Annotated in this window: 18 protein-coding genes; 11 read left to right on the top strand and 7 right to left on the bottom strand. The window is 67.9% G+C overall.

What is annotated here, in order from left to right:
- Positions 1-103: 103 nt before the first annotated feature.
- From ACPYO6_RS03045 to ACPYO6_RS02995, 11 genes are all read left to right on the top strand, one after another.
- Positions 104-316 (top strand): heavy-metal-associated domain-containing protein, encoded by a 213-nt coding sequence (locus ACPYO6_RS03045; protein WP_425710216.1) that lies wholly within the window; start codon positions 104-106, stop codon positions 314-316.
- Between the two features lie 43 nt (positions 317-359).
- Entirely contained in the window at positions 360-1304 is a 945-nt protein-coding gene (locus ACPYO6_RS03040) for a heavy-metal-associated domain-containing protein (RefSeq protein ID WP_425713417.1), read from the top strand.
- Positions 1291-3612, top strand: a complete 2322-nt coding sequence (locus ACPYO6_RS03035) for a heavy metal translocating P-type ATPase (protein WP_425713416.1) — start codon at positions 1291-1293, stop codon at positions 3610-3612. Before ACPYO6_RS03040 ends, ACPYO6_RS03035 begins: the two co-directional genes overlap by 14 nt.
- Before the next feature lie 34 nt (positions 3613-3646).
- Positions 3647-3910 (top strand): hypothetical protein, encoded by a 264-nt coding sequence (locus ACPYO6_RS03030; RefSeq protein ID WP_425713415.1) that lies wholly within the window; start codon positions 3647-3649, stop codon positions 3908-3910.
- A 104-nt stretch (positions 3911-4014) separates the two neighbouring features.
- Positions 4015-6174: a heavy metal translocating P-type ATPase gene (locus ACPYO6_RS03025; protein WP_425713414.1), complete on the top strand. Its 2160-nt coding sequence runs from the start codon at positions 4015-4017 to the stop codon at positions 6172-6174.
- Positions 6175-6224: 50 nt separating this feature from the next.
- Positions 6225-6539, top strand: a complete 315-nt coding sequence (locus ACPYO6_RS03020; protein ID WP_425713413.1) for a metal-sensitive transcriptional regulator — start codon at positions 6225-6227, stop codon at positions 6537-6539.
- A gap of 864 nt (positions 6540-7403) precedes the next feature.
- Positions 7404-8423, top strand: a complete 1020-nt coding sequence (locus ACPYO6_RS03015) for a PstS family phosphate ABC transporter substrate-binding protein (RefSeq protein ID WP_425713412.1) — start codon at positions 7404-7406, stop codon at positions 8421-8423.
- Between the two features lie 38 nt (positions 8424-8461).
- Positions 8462-9430, top strand: a complete 969-nt coding sequence (gene pstC / locus ACPYO6_RS03010; protein WP_425713411.1) for a phosphate ABC transporter permease subunit PstC — start codon at positions 8462-8464, stop codon at positions 9428-9430.
- Positions 9427-10356 (top strand): phosphate ABC transporter permease PstA, encoded by a 930-nt coding sequence (gene pstA, locus ACPYO6_RS03005; protein ID WP_425713410.1) that lies wholly within the window; start codon positions 9427-9429, stop codon positions 10354-10356. The genes pstC and pstA overlap by 4 nt, the downstream gene beginning before the upstream one ends.
- Before the next feature lie 2 nt (positions 10357-10358).
- Positions 10359-11243 (top strand): phosphate ABC transporter ATP-binding protein PstB, encoded by an 885-nt coding sequence (gene pstB / locus ACPYO6_RS03000; RefSeq protein ID WP_425713409.1) that lies wholly within the window; start codon positions 10359-10361, stop codon positions 11241-11243.
- Between the two features lie 10 nt (positions 11244-11253).
- Positions 11254-12018, top strand: coding sequence for a winged helix-turn-helix domain-containing protein (locus tag ACPYO6_RS02995; RefSeq protein WP_425713408.1), 765 nt, complete (start codon positions 11254-11256; stop codon positions 12016-12018).
- On the opposite strand, the gene ACPYO6_RS02990 is transcribed toward ACPYO6_RS02995, so the two are convergent.
- The 7 genes from ACPYO6_RS02990 to ACPYO6_RS02960 all read right to left on the bottom strand — a co-directional run bounded on the left by ACPYO6_RS02990 (position 11981) and on the right by ACPYO6_RS02960 (position 16264).
- A complete protein-coding gene (locus ACPYO6_RS02990) occupies positions 11981-12859 on the bottom strand; it encodes a low molecular weight phosphatase family protein (protein ID WP_425713407.1) in 879 nt (292 codons plus the stop codon). The genes ACPYO6_RS02995 and ACPYO6_RS02990 overlap by 38 nt on opposite strands.
- 66 nt (positions 12860-12925) lie before the next feature.
- Entirely contained in the window at positions 12926-13282 is a 357-nt protein-coding gene (locus ACPYO6_RS02985; RefSeq protein ID WP_425713406.1) for an ArsR/SmtB family transcription factor, read from the bottom strand.
- Between the two features lie 79 nt (positions 13283-13361).
- Complete coding sequence (gene trxA, locus ACPYO6_RS02980) at positions 13362-13685, bottom strand: thioredoxin (RefSeq protein ID WP_425713405.1); 324 nt, start codon at positions 13683-13685, stop codon at positions 13362-13364.
- A gap of 10 nt (positions 13686-13695) precedes the next feature.
- Positions 13696-14688 carry a thioredoxin-disulfide reductase gene (gene trxB / locus ACPYO6_RS02975; protein ID WP_425713404.1) on the bottom strand — a complete coding sequence of 331 codons (993 nt, stop codon included), beginning with the start codon at positions 14686-14688 and terminating at the stop codon, positions 13696-13698.
- A 5-nt stretch (positions 14689-14693) separates the two neighbouring features.
- Entirely contained in the window at positions 14694-15104 is a 411-nt protein-coding gene (locus ACPYO6_RS02970; RefSeq protein WP_425713403.1) for an arsenate reductase ArsC, read from the bottom strand.
- Between the two features lie 37 nt (positions 15105-15141).
- Entirely contained in the window at positions 15142-15807 is a 666-nt protein-coding gene (locus ACPYO6_RS02965; protein ID WP_425713402.1) for a helix-turn-helix domain-containing protein, read from the bottom strand.
- 67 nt (positions 15808-15874) lie between these two features.
- Positions 15875-16264 (bottom strand): ArsR/SmtB family transcription factor, encoded by a 390-nt coding sequence (locus ACPYO6_RS02960; protein WP_425713401.1) that lies wholly within the window; start codon positions 16262-16264, stop codon positions 15875-15877.
- Between the last annotated feature and the right edge of the window lie 49 nt (positions 16265-16313).

Genomic DNA, 16313 nt, shown 5'->3' with positions numbered 1-16313 from the left:
CCGCGAGCCTCGCCCCTGTCTGTGGGCTCACCACTTGCATCAGATACCCCTACCCGGTATAAGTAGTGATACCCCCCCTGAGGTATCTCTGAAGGAGAAGGACATGACCACTACGTCCACATACACCGTGACCGGCATGAGCTGCGGCCACTGCGAGGGCGCGATCCGCGCCGAGGTATCGCAGATCGCCGGAGTCCAGGACATCGAGGTCAGCGCGGCCACGGGCCGCTTAGCCGTCACAACGAACGACCCGGCGGACGATGCCGCAGTGATCGCCGCGGTCGACGAGGCCGGCTACCAGGCCACCCCCAGCTGATATGCGAGCCCCGGCACGGCTCGGTTTGTACGGGCTGCTCCTCGTGTCCGTGTTCGCCGTGGCATTCGTCACGGCGGGCGCGGTCATCCCCGAGCAGACCGTGCAGAGCTGGACAGAAGAGACGGAACAAACCGATCACGCAGGGGAACAAGACATGGGCACCGGCGGCCACGAGACACACACCGACGATGCGTCCTCACTGGGTCTCGGCGTCGCGCAGGACGGCTACCGGCTCACCGGGGTCACCGCTCCCGCGGAGACCGGCACCGACGGCGACCTGTCACTGATCGTCACGGGACCCGCCGGGGACCCGGTCACCGACTTCGAGCTGGAGCACGAGAGGGAGTTGCACCTGATCGCGGTCCGCGCTGATGGGCAGCACTTCCACCACGTCCACCCCGAGATGAACGCGGATGGCACCTGGTCGATCCCCTGGCAGTGGGATGCAGCCGGCTCCTACCGCGTGTTTGCCGACTTCGTGCCCGCCGAGGCCGGCGAGGGCATCACCCTGTCGACCTCGGTCCAGGTCGCCGGCAACTACGCCCCAGCACCGGCCGAGCCTGCCACCACGACCACGGTGGATGGCTACGAGGTCAGCGTGACCGGCGACCTGGTGGCAGGCACATCGACCGAGCTGACGATGACCATCACCCGTGACGGGCAGCCGGTCACCGAGCTGGAGCCGTACCTGGGGGCCTTCGGGCACCTGGTGGCGCTGCGTGAGGGCGATCTGGCCTACCTGCACGTCCACCCGCACGGCGATGAGCCCCAGCCGGGCCAGACATCGGGACCGGAGATCGTGTTCGAGGCCACCGCACCGACCCCGGGACGGTACCTGCTCTACCTCGACTTCCAGGTCGCCGGACAGGTCCACACCGCACCGCTGGTGCTGGATACCACCCGCGACGCCGGGACAGACCACGGCGAGGCCGAACAGTCGGACAACACCGATGAGCACGAGGAGGGAGGCGGCCATGACCACGACTGAGAACACCACCGGCGCCAACAGCGTCGAACTGCAGATCGGTGGCATGACCTGCGCCTCGTGTGCGAACCGGATCGAGAAGAAACTCAACAAGCTCGACGGGATCACCGCCAGCGTCAACTACGCCACCGAGAAGGCCAGCGTGACCGGGCCGGAGGGCCTGGACCCGCAGACGCTGATCGCCGAGGTGGAGAAGACCGGCTACACCGCCGCCCTCCCCACCCCCACGAAAAGGGCCGGTGACGCACCGGGCAGCGAGGCCGAATCGGCCGAGGACGCCGAACTGCGCTCGCTGCGCGAACGGCTCATCGGTTCGGCGGTCCTGGCTGTCCCGGTGATCGCGATGGCGATGATCCCGGCACTCCAGTTCGACTACTGGGGCTTCGCCTCGCTCGTGCTGGCCGCCCCGGTGGTGGTGTGGGCCGGCTGGCCCTTCCACAAGGCAGCCTGGACCAACCTGCGCCATGGTGCGGCGACGATGGACACCCTGATCTCGGTGGGCACCACCGCAGCCCTGGTGTGGTCGATCATCGCGCTGTTCTTCGGCACCGCAGGCCAACCCGGGGTGGTCCACCCGTTCGAGTTCACCATCTCCCGCGGTGATGGTCTCGGGCACATCTACCTGGAGGTCGCAGCCGGGGTGATCACCTTCATCCTGCTGGGGCGCTACTTCGAGAAGCGCTCCAAGCGCCGAGCCGGTGCCGCCCTGCGGGCGCTGCTGGAACTCGGCGCGAAGGAGGTCTCGGTCCTGCGCGACGGCCGGGAACAGCGGGTGCCAATCGAGGAGCTCTCCGTCGGTGACGAGTTCATCGTCCGCCCAGGGGAGAAGATCGCCACCGACGGGGTCATCGCCTCGGGCAACAGCGCCATCGATGCCTCCATGCTCACCGGAGAATCCGTACCGGTCGAAGTGACCGAGGGCGATCCGGTCACCGGTGCGACGGTCAACGCCGGGGGCCGACTGGTCGTGCGGACAACCCGTGTCGGCTCCGATACCCAGCTGGCGCAGATGGCCAAGATGGTCGAGGACGCCCAGTCCGGCAAAGCCGAGATCCAGCGGCTGGCCGATCGGGTCTCCGGCGTGTTCGTCCCGATCGCGATCGCGATCGCCATCGCCACGCTCGGAGCCTGGATCGGCGCCGGTTTCCCCGTCAGTGCGGGCTTCACCGCCGCGGTGGCGGTGCTGATCATCGCCTGCCCCTGCGCCCTGGGGCTGGCCACCCCGACCGCCCTGCTGGTCGGCACCGGGCGGGGGGCGCAGATGGGCGTGCTGATCAAAGGTCCCGAGACTCTGGAGTCCACGCGCCGGGTCGACACGATCGTGCTGGACAAGACCGGCACCGTCACCACCGGCAAGATGACCCTGGACGACGTGATCGTCGCCGAGGGAGTGGATCGTACCGAGCTGTTGCGACTGGCCGGCGGCCTGGAGGATGCCTCCGAGCATCCCATCGCTCAGGCGATCGCCGCTGGAGCTACCGCCGAGGTCGGCGACCTGCCCACGCCGGAGTCCTTCGAGAACGTCGAGGGCCTCGGTGTCCAGGGTGTCGTCGACGGGCACACCGTCCTCGCCGGCCGCGAGGTCTTGCTGCGCGACTGGTCACAGCACCTCGACGAAAATCTGCGGTCGGCCAAGCAGGCCGCCGAGGCGCAGGGCAAGACCGCGATCGCGGTCGGCTGGGATGGTCGGGCACGCGGCGTGCTGGTCGTGGCCGATCAGGTCAAGCCCACCAGTGCCGAAGCGATCGCCCAGTTCAAAGAACTCGGTCTCACGCCGGTGCTGCTCACCGGGGACAACCAGAGCGTGGCCGAGCAGGTCGCCTCGGAGGTCGGCATCGAGTCGGTCATCGCCGAAGTCCTGCCCAAGGACAAGGTCGATGTCGTGGCCCGCCTCCAAGACGAGGGCAAGGTCGTCGCGATGGTCGGCGACGGCGTCAACGACGCTCCCGCCCTGGCCCAGGCCGACCTCGGCCTGGCGATGGGCACCGGCACCGACGTCGCGATCGAGGCCGCCGACATCACCCTCGTCCGCGGTGACCTCCGAGCCGCGGCGGACGCGATCCGCCTTTCCCGGCGCACGCTGGGCACGATCAAGACCAACCTGTTCTGGGCCTTCGCCTACAACACCGCTGCCATCCCGCTGGCGGCCTTCGGTCTGCTCAACCCGATGCTCGCCGGGGCGGCCATGGCCCTGTCCAGCGTGTTCGTCGTCAGCAACAGCCTGCGCCTGCGGACCTTCACCGCCCGGGCCGATGACAGTGCGCCAGCTCCCACACGAGCACCGGCTGAGCGTGAACCCGTCCACGTCTGACACCGGCATCAACACCACAGGAAAGGAACACACGATGACCGCACATGAGCACCACAACCACCACGAAACACCGCAGGGCGGAGGGTGCCACAGCCACCAGCCCACGACGGAGAGCCTGGCCAGCGTCGGGGCCGACGAGATCACCGAGTGCCCCGTGATGGTCGGCACCGCGGTGATCAAGTCCGAGGCCGAGGAAGCCGGACTCGCCCGCGACTACAACGGGCAGCGGTACTGGCTGTGCTGCGCCTCCTGCGGGCCGCTCTTCGACGCCGCCCCCGAACGCTACGTCGCCGCATAAGCACATTCGACCGGTCCCGCTCGCCCCGACCCCAGTCTGGGGTGAGCGGGACCGCCGCCCCGGAGAACCAGGAACGGTCAGGGGCGCAGGAAGGAGAAACCAGCATGAGCCAGGACCACCCGACAGCGTCACAGACCGCGACGCACGACGGCCAGGCGCACGACCACAGCACGCACGATGCACACGACCAGGGCACGCATGACAGTCATGCAGGTCACCACGACCACGCGGATCACGAAGCCCCCGGGGGTCACGCCGGGCATGCCGGGCACGGAGACCACGTCGGTCAGTTCCGGCGCCTGTTCTGGATCATGCTCGTCCTCGCCGTGCCCGTCGTTGGGTTCAACGACATGTTCGCCGACCTCATCGGCTACCAGCTGCCCGAGGCCGAATGGGTCTGGTGGGTCTCGCCGATCCTGGGCACGGTCATGTACTTCTGGGGCGGCTGGCCGTTCCTGACCGGTGCCGTCAGCGAGATCCGCTCCCGCAAGCCCGGCATGATGCTGCTCATCGGCCTGGCCATCACGGTGGCGTTCATCGCGTCCTGGGGCGCGAGCCTGCGAATCTTGGACCATGAGCTGAACTTCTGGTGGGAACTGGCCCTGCTGGTGGTCATCATGCTGCTGGGCCACTGGATCGAGATGCGGTCCCTGGCCCAGACCACGTCCGCCCTCGACTCGCTAGCAGCGCTCCTTCCGGATGAGGCCGAGAAGGTCGACGGCGATCAGGTCGTGAAGGTCGCTCCCGGCGACCTCATCGTCGGCGACGTGGTCATCGTCCGCCCGGGCGCCGCGGTGCCCGCCGATGGGAGGATCGTCGACGGGTCGGCGAGCATGGACGAGTCCATGGTCACCGGCGAGTCCAAGTCGGTCCGGCGCGAGTCCGGTGAGCAGGTTGTCGCCGGCACCGTGGCAACCGACTCCGGGCTGCGCGTCGAGGTCACCGCCATCGGTGACGACACCGCCTTGGCGGGCATCCAGAAGCTCGTCGCCGACGCCCAGGCGTCGTCCTCGCGCGCGCAGCGGATCGCCGACACCGCCGCCGGCTGGCTGTTCTGGTTTGCCCTCGGCGCCGCATTGATCACCGCGGTCGTCTGGAGTCTTATCGGGCTTCCGGAATCTGCGGTCGTGCGCACCGTCACCGTGCTCGTGATCGCCTGCCCGCACGCGCTGGGTCTGGCGATCCCGCTCGTGGTGTCCATCGCCACCGAGCGTGCGGCCCGCGGCGGCGTGCTGATCAAGGACCGGCTCGCCCTGGAATCGATGCGCACCGTGGATGCTGTGCTGTTCGACAAGACCGGCACGCTGACCAAGGGTGAGCCCACTGTGACCGCCATCGAACCTGCCGGTAGCCGCAGTGCCGACGATGTGCTGGCATTGGCCGCAGCGGCGGAATCCGACAGCGAGCACCCCCTGGCCAAGGCCATCATCGGCGCAGCCGGTGCCCGCGAGCTTCCAGTCGCGAAGGCGCGCGACTTCTCCTCCTCCCCGGCGGTCGGGGTAAAGGCGACCATCGATAGCTCGGTGGTCGAGGTCGGCGGCCCCTACCTGCTCGACCAGCACGGGCTGAACGAGTTGGCCATCGTTGACCAGTGGCGGGAGGAGGGCGCGATCATCCTCCACGTCCTGGCCGACGGTGAGGTCATCGGTGCGCTGCGGCTGGCCGATGAGATCCGCCCGGAATCCCGCGATGCTGTAGACGCCCTGCACGCTGCGGGCGCTCAGGTGGTGATGATCACCGGTGACGCCCAGGCCGTCGCGGACACGGTCGCGAAGGAACTCGGCATCGACCGGGTCTTCGCCGGAGTGCGGCCCGAGGACAAGGCTGCCAAGGTCGCCGAACTCCAGGACGAAGGCAGGAAGGTCGCCATGGTCGGCGACGGCGTCAACGACGCCCCTGCTCTCGCCCAGGCCGACGTCGGCATCGCCATCGGTGCCGGCACCGACGTCGCCATCGGCTCCGCCGGAGTCATCCTGGCCTCCTCCGACCCGCGCTCGGTGCTCTCCGTCATCGAACTCTCCCGCGCCAGCTACCGGAAGATGAAGCAGAACCTGTGGTGGGCCGCCGGTTACAACCTGATCTCGGTGCCCCTGGCCGCCGGCATGCTCGCACCGATCGGGTTCGTGTTACCGATGAGCATCGGCGCGATCCTGATGTCGGTCTCGACCGTCGTCGTCGCGCTCAACGCCCAGCTGCTCCGCCGTCTCGACCTCACTCCCGCGGCCAGCACGGCCAAGATCCTTGACCAGGCCACGTCCGAATGAGCACCCATCTGCTGCCGCAGCGGATACCGCACGAATCAGGAGAAGACACGATGGACACCATCACCACGCCAGCAATCGAAGCTGACCATGGCTATATCAGTGACAAGGACCGCTACCTTGCCCGGCTCAAGCGCATCGAGGGACAAGCCCGCGGCATCCACCGCATGATCGATGAGGACACCTACTGCATCGACATCCTCACCCAGATCAGCGCCGTCACCTCCGCTTTGGAGAACGTCGCCCTCGCCCTCTTGGACGACCACCTCACGCACTGCGTCGTCGGAGCCGCCAAGGCTGGCGGTCCGGAAGCCGACGAGAAGATCAAGGAAGCCTCCGCGGCCATCACTCGCCTCGTGAAGTCCTGAGGAGGCAGTCATGGGTAGGACGCGAAGGGCGCTCAGCCGGGTGCATGAATGGCGTGATGACCTCGAGGCATGGCTGGACCACCACAACCAGCACCGACGCTCGGCGTGCGGAAGCCAGCCGCCCTTCGCGCGATTGATCAACGTCCCCGAGCAGCACAACGAGTAGCCCCACCGCAGCCGCCTACCCTCGTCTTGTTGGGGTACACCCAACCGAGCAGCACCACCACGACCAAGCGAGCGTCAGCAACTCGAGCGAACCTGGTTGACCCACGGTTCAATCTACTCGAAGCCGCAGCCGCGCAGGCGACCGCACAGGAAGCGCTGGTCCAGACCGAGCTCGACTACGCAGCAGCACACAAGGCCGCCCTGGCCGGCGGATGGTCAACCGGAGAACTCCGCAAAGCGGGCCTTCCCACGCCACCCACGACGCGCTCGCGCCGCACGCGACGACCGTCCAACGCGCCCGCAGCAACCAGACCCGCGAACAATGGGAACCACGCGTAGGCCCCTCGACGGTGCGCCGCGCCGCCCTGGCTGCTCCCCCTGGCACGGACGATGCCGACCGCGTCGCATTCAGCGCCCCTGGTCGTTGCCACTCCCACGACACCCGCACTCATCGCGGTGGCGGTCAGCGCGCTCTTGTTGCCACGCCTCCCAGAGTGTTCGTCAGCAGGCCGACCAGGGACCCCGGCCAGGAGGCAACTCGACCACGTTGCGGTGACGCGACAATCACGCACGCATAGATCGTCATCAATGTTAAGCGCTCCGACGCGCCGCGTTCATCGAGAGTTTACATAGATCGTCTTCTATGACAGCCGTGGGGTCGGGCATCGATCCTGCTTCCGAACGTGAACGGAGATGTCCATGTCTGCACTTCCTCGCCGCAAGGTCCTGACGGCGATCGGCGCCGTCAGCCTGATGGTGACACTTGCTGCCTGCGGTGGCGATGACTCGGAGGCCGAGACCTCGGCCGACGATGGCGGCACCTCGTCCGAAGGTGCTGCTGACACTTCGGCCGACGGTGGCGGTGACCTGTCTGGTGACATCGCCATCGACGGCTCGTCGACGGTCACTCCCCTGACGGAGCCGGCTGCCGAGCTGTTCATGCAGGAAAACCCCGACGTGCGCGTCTCGGTCGCCACCTCCGGTACCGGCGGCGGGTTCGAGAAGTTCTGCAACGAGGAGACCGACATCTCCATGGCCTCGCGGCAGATCTCCGAGGAGGAGATCGCGGCGTGCGAGGAGGCGGGTGTCGAGTACTCGGAGCTGACCGTCGCGAACGACGGTCTCGCCGTCGTCGTCAACCCGGAGAACGACTGGGTCGACTGCCTCACGGTCGACGAGCTCTCCCAGATCTGGACCCGCGACTCCGAGGTCAACAGCTGGAGCGACGTCAACCCCGAGTTCCCGGACGAGGCGATCGATCTCTACGGCGCGGGCAGCGACTCCGGGACGTTCGACTACTTCACCGAGGCGATCAACGGTGAGGAGGGCGTCATCCGCACCGACTACAACAACATCGGCGAGGACGACAACGCCGCCATCACGGGCGTGGCCGGTGGAACGGGCGCCATGGGGTTCATCCCGCTGTCGTTCGTCGTCGAGGCCGGCGACCAGGTGCGCGCCATCGAGGTCGAGAACGAGGCCGGTGACTGCGTCGCTCCGTCGGCGGAGACCGTCCAGGCGGGCGACTACAACCCGCTCGGCCGCGAGCTGTACATCTACCCCTCGGCCGCTGCGCTCGAGCGTCCCGAGGTCCGTGCGTTCGTCGACTTCTTCATCACCAACAGCGACCCGATCGCCGAGGCCGCGACCTTCATCCCGCTGACGCAGGAGCAGAAGGACCAGGAGCTGGCGGACGTCGCTGAGCTCCTCGGCGAGTGATCTGACGCGAGCCACGACACCAGGACCGGGGAGACCTCATGAGCACGCAGGCTTCGACGGGGGTCGACCGCAAGGTCGAACCTGTTGATCTGGCACCGTCGAGCGGACGGTTCGGGGAGAAGGCCATCGTCGGTTGGCTCTTCCTGTGCGCGGTCTTCTCGGTCCTGGTCACGGTCGGCATCGTCTTTGCGCTTGCGGGGCCGACGATCGAGTTCTTCCGCCTGGTGCCGTTCGACCGCTTCTTCTCGACGGAGGAGTGGGCCCCTACCTTCGCCCCCCCCGGTTTCGGTGTCGCGAATGTCGTGGTCGGCACGCTCAACGTCACCTTCTGGGCGTTGCTTATCGCCCTGCCCGCGGGTCTCGGTTCGGCGATCTGGCTCAGCGAGTACGCCGGTCGCCGCGCCCGCAAGGTCGTCAAGCCGATCCTCGAGGTACTGGAGGGCGTCCCCACGGTGGCGTACGGGTTCTTCGCCCTCACCTTCGTGACGCCGCTGCTGCGCGAGTACTGGCCGACGTGGCTCCCGGGCGACTTCGGCAACCCACCGGGAATCTTCTCGGCCGCGTCGGCGGGGCTTGTCATGGGGGTCATGATCATCCCGACCGTCGCGTCGATCTCCCAGGACGCCATGTCGGCAGTCCCCTCGGGTCTCCGGCAGGCCGCCTACGGCCTCGGCAGCACGCGCATGCAGGTCGCCACCAGGGTCATCGTGCCCGCCGCGCTCTCGGGCATCGTCGCCTCGTTCATCCTTGGGGCCTCGCGCGCCATCGGCGAGACGATGATCGTGCTCATCGCAGCAGGTGCGACGCCGAACCTCACCTTCATGCCGAACGAGTCCATTCTCACGATGACGGCCTTCATCGGCCAGTCCTCCACGGGCGACATCGCCCACGGCACGATCACCTACTACACGGTCTTCGCCGTCGGTTCACTTCTGTTTGTCATGACCTTTCTGATGAACCTCATCAGCAGTCTTCTTGTGCGGCGATTCCGGGAGCACTACGAATGAGATCCTCACGACGCAGCCGCATCGCCATCGATGCCGCCACGGCTTCTACCGAGCAGCTGCTTACCGGCAACAGCCGCGGCGGGCGATGGAAGGGGCCGCTCTTCCAGGGACTGCTGCTCCTGTGCATCCTCATCGCGGTGACCATGCTGCTGGCGGTACTTCTGCAGGCCCTCGTCGAGGGCTGGCCCCGCCTGGACTGGAACCTCGTACGCAACATGCCCTCCTCGCTGGACACCTCGGCCTCGGGCATGAACTCCGCCCTGTGGGGGACGATCTACGTGATGGCCGGACTCATCGTCACTGTGGTCCCGATCGGCGTGAGTGCGGCGATCTACCTCGAGGAGTTCGCGGACAAGACCAAGTGGTACGTCCGGTTCATCGAGCTCAACGTCCAGAACCTGGCGGCGGTCCCCTCGATCGTCTTCGGGATCCTGGGTCTGGCATTCATCGTGCGCGGGCCGTTGAATCTCGGCTTCGTCGCCTACGCCGCCTCGCTCACTCTCGCTCTGCTCGTCCTGCCCACCATCATTCTCGCGGCACGCGAGTCGATCAGATCGGTCCCCTCCACGATCCGACAGGCGTCGATGGGTCTCGGTGCCACGAGGTGGCGCACGATCTGGCACCAGGTGCTGCCCGCCGCTGTCCCGGGCATCGTCACCGGCACGATTCTCGCCATCTCGCGCGCCATCGGAGAGACGGCCCCGCTGCTCCTCGTGGGCGCCACCGTCTTCGTCACATACGCGCCCGACGGCTTCTTCGAGGGCAGCTACACCGTGCTGCCGGTCCAGATCTTCAACTGGGCGGTGCGTCCGCAGGAGGAGTTCCGCATCCTCGCGTTCGCCGGAATCATCCTCCTCATGGTCGTACTGCTCAGCATGAACTCGATCGCCATCTGGATCCGCAACAAGTTCACGAAGGAGTGGTGACGATGACCGCGCACGACCAGGGCGAGATGCCCAACGTCCGGATGCACGCCCAGGGACACGAGCCGCTCGACGGCGCGGACGTGCGTGAGGTGAGCGAGACCGTCACGGCACCGATCATCACCACCCGCGACCTTGACATCTACTACGGCAGCTTCCGTGCAGTCATGGGGGTCGACCTCGACTTCGGGCACAACGAGATCACCGCCCTGATCGGCCCGTCGGGGATCGGCAAGAGCACGCTGCTGCGAGCGCTCAACCGGATGAACGACCTCATCCCCAGCTCCCACCTCAGCGGCACCATCGCCTACCGAGGAGCCGACATCTACGCCCCCGGGGTCGATCCCATCGAGGTGCGCCGACGCATCGGAATGGTGTTCCAGAAGGCCAACCCGTTCCCGAAATCAATCTACGACAACGTCGCCTACGGCCCCCGGGTGACCGGGATGAAGGTCAACGACATGGACGCCCACGTCGAATCGTGCCTCCGGCAGGCGGCACTGTGGGACGAGGTGAAGGACAAGCTCAAGGAATCCAGCCTCAGCCTGTCGGGCGGTCAGCAGCAGCGTCTGTGCATCGCCCGCGCCATCGCCACCACGCCCGACGTGATCCTCATGGATGAGCCGTGCTCGGCACTCGACCCCATCGCCACCGGCGCCATCGAGGACCTCATGGCCGAGCTCAAGGAGAAGTACTCCATCATCATCGTCACCCACAACATGCAGCAGGCCGCCCGGGTCTCGGACCGCACGGCCTTCTTCACCTCGTCCCCGGACGAGACCGGGGGCGACAGGACCGGCGTGCTCGTCGAATACGGCCCCACCGTGCAGGTCTTCGAGAACCCGCGGGACTCCCGCACCGACGACTACATCTCTGGGCGCTTCGGCTGACAGGAGAGACATGACCATCCTCGTGGGCTCAACGACGAGACGCACGGCGGGCAGGCACTGGCCACGGACCAGCGCACGGTCGATCGTGCTGGTGGACCCGGACCTGGACACATCCTCCCCGATTCTGTCCGAGCTCGCGGCCGGCGGCCTCGAGGTCACACTCCACGGCGACGTCCTGCACGCACTGGTGCACATCGCCGAGCACCGGCCGGACGCCGTCGTCCTGTCGGTCACCACCCCGATCGGCGACGCGGTGCGCCTGGTGACGCTACTTCGCTCCGAGTTCGCGATGCCCGTGCTGGTCGCACTGCGCACCGAAGCGGTGGACGACGCGGCGCCGATCATCGCTGCCGGCGGACGCCCGGTCGTGGACCTGCCCTATCGGCTCGACACGTTGCTTGACGCTGTCCGCGAGCTTCCCGCCAGGAAGTCCGACCTGTCCGTCCTGCATGTCGGCGCGCTCACCCTCGAGCCCACCAGCATGGAGCTCGTCCTTGGCGGCCAGCGCGTGCACGTCGCGCCGCGAGAGTTCAGCCTTCTCCTCGCGCTGGCCGAGCGTGCGGACGAGGTCGTGGCCACAGAAGAGCTCCGGCGAGCCGGCTGGCCCGGCCTGAGCGTCTCCGACGCCACGCTCATGACCACGGTGGCGCGCCTGCGCCAGCGCCTGGCGGAGGCCGGTGCCGGCCACCCGATACAGACCATCCGCGGGGTCGGCTACCGCATGAGCTCGCCGGCTCTCAGCGACCTACCGCCGCACTCTCGACCAGCCCCGTGACCCGCGCCGTGATGTCGTCGGCGATCACCTCCACGACGTGGATCGGCTGGTTCGCCGGGTCGGCGACCGGCCAGTCGAGGTACTGCCGGCCGGGGTAAATCGGGCACGCGTCGCCGCAGCCCATCGTGACGACGTAGTCGGAGGCACGCACGATCTCGTCCGTGAGTGGCCGGGGAAACTCTGTCACCAGGGGCAGCCCACGTCGCTCGAGGACCGTGCGGACCGTGGGGTCGATGCGTGCTGCCGGCGCTGAGCCGGCTGTACGGATGCGGGCGCGGTCACCGATGAGCGAGCGGAGGACGGCCGCCGCGATCTGGGACCGTCCGGCGTTGCGCACGCAGACGAAAAGGATGTCCAGGCCCGGTAGTCGGACGAGCCCTTCGGCCTGGGCGAGCGCACCGAGCCGGTCGGCGGCGAACCGCTGCGTGAGGACGGGGAGGTGGGTGCGGATGCTGGCGCGCGACGCCAGGAGCGCGTAGCTCTCCCGCACGTACTTCTCAACGGTCTCGGGAGCGAAGACCCCGCGGTACTGCTCGGCCAGTGCGACCGAGGTGCGCACGAGCTGGCGCTCGTGCGCGCGGGTCGGCGGTGCTGGGATCTCCTGCACGTCCTCCAGGGCGACGCTTCCGAACCGAACGAGGCCGTCATGCGTGGGAGAGAACAGCCACTGACCGTCCGGAGCCGGCCGGCAGTCGAGGACACCGGTGCGGCACATGTCGAGCAGGTGCTCCTCAATCTGCTCCACCTCACCGCCCGGGCCGACCAGCCGCTCGGCGGCGACCTCCCAGTCGGCGTCACGGATGATGCGGGAGAGCAGCTGCACCCGGACCGCTTTCGCCATGGCCTCGACCTGGCGTGACAGAGACGGCTCAATGACCATCTCGACTCCGGGGCAGAGGAACGGGAACTACCGCAGCAGGTCGGAGATCGTCGTCAAACGATCGGGAACGATCGAGAGGAGCACCTCGCGGCCGCGCGCCTCTCGGCGGACCACCCCGGCCTCGACGAGCACCTTGACGTGGTAGGTCACGGTTGGCTGCCTGAGCCCGAGTGCCACCGTCAGGTCGGTGATCCGTGCGTGGCCGTTCGGTGCGTTCTGGATGAGGCTGAGCAGCTGCAGCCGGCTCGGGTCGGAGACCACGCGCAGCATGCTGGCCGTGGCCTCGGCCTGTTCGCGACCGAGGACGGCCTGGACCGGGCTGCTCGGGGCGGGAGCGGGCGCCGGTGTCTGACCGCGGGGCGCCTGCTCGGTGGACTGATTCATCACGGTCGATCATACGGGCGATCTCCTCGTCCCTGTCGCCGGGGGTGGTCGCGGTCGGGCCCGCGTGTCGGCCCCCGGGTCAGAGGTACTCGGCGAGCTCCTCGAGGAACTGGGTCTTCGTCCGCGCCCCCGTGAGGCTCTTGACGAGCTCGCCGCCCACGAACAGGTTGAAGGTGGGGATGGAGGTGACGCCGTACCTGGTGACCGTCTCGGTGTTGGCGTCGGCGTCGACCTTGACGAACTGGATCTTCTCGCCGTGCTCGGCGGCGAGCTCCTCGATGATCGGGGTCGTGCGGCGGCACGGGGCGCACCAGGTGGCCCAGATGTCGACCAGGACCGGCCCCTCGGAGCCGAGGACCGTGGCGTCGAAGGTGGCGTCGGTGATGTCGGGAACGTTGCTCATGTCGGTCCTCTCAGTGGGTGAGCGCGAGCTCGGAGGCAGTGGGCTCGGGGGTGAGCACAGGAAGGTTGGCGAGATAGCGCGCGGCGTCCAGCGCTGCGGAGCAGCCGGTGCCCGCGGCCGTGATCGCCTGCCGGTAGGTGTGGTCGACAGCGTCGCCGCACGCGAATACGCCGGGGAGGTTGGTGGTGGTCGTGGGCGCGGCTGTGAGGATGTAGCCGTCCTCGTCGAGCTCGACCTGGCCGTCGAGGACGGCTGTGCGGGGGTCGTGACCGATGGCGACGAACAGGCCGGTGACGGGCAGGTCGCGGGTCTGGCCGGTCACCGTGTCGCGGAGGGTGAGTCCTGAGACCTTGTCCTGACCGTGGATCTCGGTGACCTCGCTGTTCCAGACCAGCTGGATCTTCTCGTTCGCCAGGGCGCGGTCCGCCATGATCTTCGATGCGCGCAGGCTGTCGCGGCGGTGGACGAGGTAGACCTTGTCGGCGAACTTCGTCAGGAAGGTGGCCTCCTCCACGGCGCTGTCACCCCCGCCCACGACGGCGATCTCCTGGCCGCGGAAGAAGAACCCGTCGCAGGTCGCGCACCAGGACACTCCGCGGCCGGTCAGCCGCTCCTCGCCGTCGAGCCCGAGCTTTCGGTAGGCCGAGCCGTTGGCGAGGATCACTGCTCGTGCGCGGTAGGTCGCCTCGTCGGTGGTGACGGTCTTGACCGGGCCGGTGAGGTCCACCGATGTGGCAGTGGCGTACACGACCTCGGCTCCGAACTTCTCGGCCTGGGTCTGCATCTTGTCCATGAGGTCGGGTCCCATGATTCCGTCGGGGAATCCGGGGAAGTTCTCGACCTCGGTGGTGTTCATCAGCGCACCGCCGGCGTCCAGCTCGCCGGCGATGACCAGCGGGCGCAGCTGGGCGCGGGCCGCGTAGATGGCTGCTGTGTAGCCGGCAGGGCCGGAGCCGATGATGATGACGTCGCGGACGTCCGCCGTGGCGGGAGCTGTGCTCACGGGGATCACGCCTTGACGGGCAGGAGCTCGTGGAGGAGCTCCTCGACGCGGCCGCGGATCTCGTCGCGGATCGGGCGCACGGCGTCGATGCCCTGGCCCGCCGGGTCGGCCAGGGGCCAGTCCTCGTAGCGGACGCCCGGGAAGAATGGGCACTCATCCCCGCAGCCCATGGTGATCACTACGTCGGAGGCCTGGACGTCGTCGGCCTTGAGGACCTTCGGACGCGCGGTGGTGATGTCGATGCCGTCCTCGCGCATCGCCTCCACGGCGACGGGGTTGATCTGGTCCGCCGGCATGGTGCCGGCCGACCGGACCTCGACCCGTCCGTCAGACAGGGCGCTCATGTATCCGGCGGCCATCTGGGACCGTCCGGCGTTGTGGACGCAGACGAACATGACGCTGGGCTGCTTGCTCATGTGGTGACTTCCTTGGGGTGGGTGGAGGTGCTGATAGTCAGGCTGAATCGAGGACCTGGGCCAGGGTCGTGACCCGGCGAGCGAGATCGGTATAGGCCGCCTCGAAGGCTTGGTTCGATCCCGTGCCGACGGGCTCCGGGACGGACCAGTGGATGTCGATCGGGATGTCGAGCTCCTCGTGCGCGCGGTCGCAGACGCTGACGATGAAGTCATCCGGGGCATGTACCGCGTCGATGTGCTGCGGGCTGATCGACGGCATGTGCAAGCCGTGCCGCTCGGCGGTGGCGACCGCGGACGGGTTGATCCGATCGGCCGGGTGCGTGCCGGCCGAAGCCGCCAACACCGCGCTGGCCCGGCGCCACAGGGCGGCCGCGAGGTGAGAACGGGCGGAGTTGTGGGTGCAGACGAACAGCACGCGTGGGACCACGCGGGCCGGCCGGAGGGCGAGGACGTCGAGCGCGCCGGGGACGAGCTGGACGTAGCTCCTCCTGCGGTCGCCCTCTGACTTCTTCCGGTCGACGATGCCCGCGCGCTCGAGCACCGCCAGGTGGTGCGCCATCAGGTTGGACGGCATGTCGATGCTTCGTGCGAGCTCGGAGGGCGCGGCATCCCCGAGGCTCAGTGTGTCGACGATCCGTAACCGGGCGGCGTCGGCAAGAGCCGCGTGGAGCTCCACCCTCTGCGTGATTGCCTCAGTGTTCATTGAGTCAATGATGGCTGAGGGGGTTGGGGGTAGTCAAGTGGTGCGCGACCGGGGCAGGCGCTGCTCGTCAGGCGCTGGGCTCGCCGGGCAGCGCGTGGTTGGCAGCGTCGCTCAGTGCGGCACCGAGCTCTCGCAGCGCTCCGGGCAGAAGGCGGTAGTGCACCCAGGTGCCTCGGCGCTCCCCCTCGATCAGCCCGGCCTCGCGAAGGACCTTCAAGTGGTGGGAGACGGTCGACTGGCTCAGTCCGAGCGGCTCGGTCAGGTCGCAGACGCAGGCGCTGTCCCCGGGGTGTCCGCCGATGCTGGCAAGGAGGCGCAACCTGGTCGGGTCGCCGAGGGCCTTGAACGCCCTGCTCAGCGTGGCCACTTCCTCGATCACTACGTGCTCACGCACTACTACCGGACAGCAGTCGTCGGCCGCGGTGTGCGGAGCGGCCAACGTCGTCGGGTTCGTCATACCCCCAGTATGGTCCGTGAATCGACAATGGTCGATCTAAGGGTCTACG

It is taken from the genome of Georgenia sp. Z1344 (assembly GCF_049856295.1).
In the GTDB taxonomy this organism is placed as follows: domain Bacteria; phylum Actinomycetota; class Actinomycetes; order Actinomycetales; family Actinomycetaceae; genus JB111.
The sequence above is the reverse complement of the archived record's forward strand: the minus strand, read 5'-3'. Positions and strand labels throughout refer to the sequence as shown.

Coding starts and splice junctions, on each gene's coding strand:
- pstB (WP_425713409.1), top strand. CDS start 10,359: ATGACCGCGCACGACCAGGGCGAGATGCCCAACGTCCGGATGCACGCC.
- ACPYO6_RS02970 (WP_425713403.1), bottom strand. CDS start 15,104: ATGAGCAAGCAGCCCAGCGTCATGTTCGTCTGCGTCCACAACGCCGGA.
- ACPYO6_RS02960 (WP_425713401.1), bottom strand. CDS start 16,264: ATGACGAACCCGACGACGTTGGCCGCTCCGCACACCGCGGCCGACGAC.
- ACPYO6_RS03025 (WP_425713414.1), top strand. CDS start 4,015: ATGAGCCAGGACCACCCGACAGCGTCACAGACCGCGACGCACGACGGC.
- pstA (WP_425713410.1), top strand. CDS start 9,427: ATGAGATCCTCACGACGCAGCCGCATCGCCATCGATGCCGCCACGGCT.
- ACPYO6_RS02995 (WP_425713408.1), top strand. CDS start 11,254: ATGACCATCCTCGTGGGCTCAACGACGAGACGCACGGCGGGCAGGCAC.
- ACPYO6_RS03015 (WP_425713412.1), top strand. CDS start 7,404: ATGTCTGCACTTCCTCGCCGCAAGGTCCTGACGGCGATCGGCGCCGTC.
- ACPYO6_RS03030 (WP_425713415.1), top strand. CDS start 3,647: ATGACCGCACATGAGCACCACAACCACCACGAAACACCGCAGGGCGGA.
- ACPYO6_RS03035 (WP_425713416.1), top strand. CDS start 1,291: ATGACCACGACTGAGAACACCACCGGCGCCAACAGCGTCGAACTGCAG.
- trxA (WP_425713405.1), bottom strand. CDS start 13,685: ATGAGCAACGTTCCCGACATCACCGACGCCACCTTCGACGCCACGGTC.
- ACPYO6_RS02990 (WP_425713407.1), bottom strand. CDS start 12,859: ATGGCGAAAGCGGTCCGGGTGCAGCTGCTCTCCCGCATCATCCGTGAC.
- ACPYO6_RS03020 (WP_425713413.1), top strand. CDS start 6,225: ATGGACACCATCACCACGCCAGCAATCGAAGCTGACCATGGCTATATC.
- ACPYO6_RS02985 (WP_425713406.1), bottom strand. CDS start 13,282: ATGAATCAGTCCACCGAGCAGGCGCCCCGCGGTCAGACACCGGCGCCC.
- ACPYO6_RS03045 (WP_425710216.1), top strand. CDS start 104: ATGACCACTACGTCCACATACACCGTGACCGGCATGAGCTGCGGCCAC.
- pstC (WP_425713411.1), top strand. CDS start 8,462: ATGAGCACGCAGGCTTCGACGGGGGTCGACCGCAAGGTCGAACCTGTT.
- ACPYO6_RS02965 (WP_425713402.1), bottom strand. CDS start 15,807: ATGAACACTGAGGCAATCACGCAGAGGGTGGAGCTCCACGCGGCTCTT.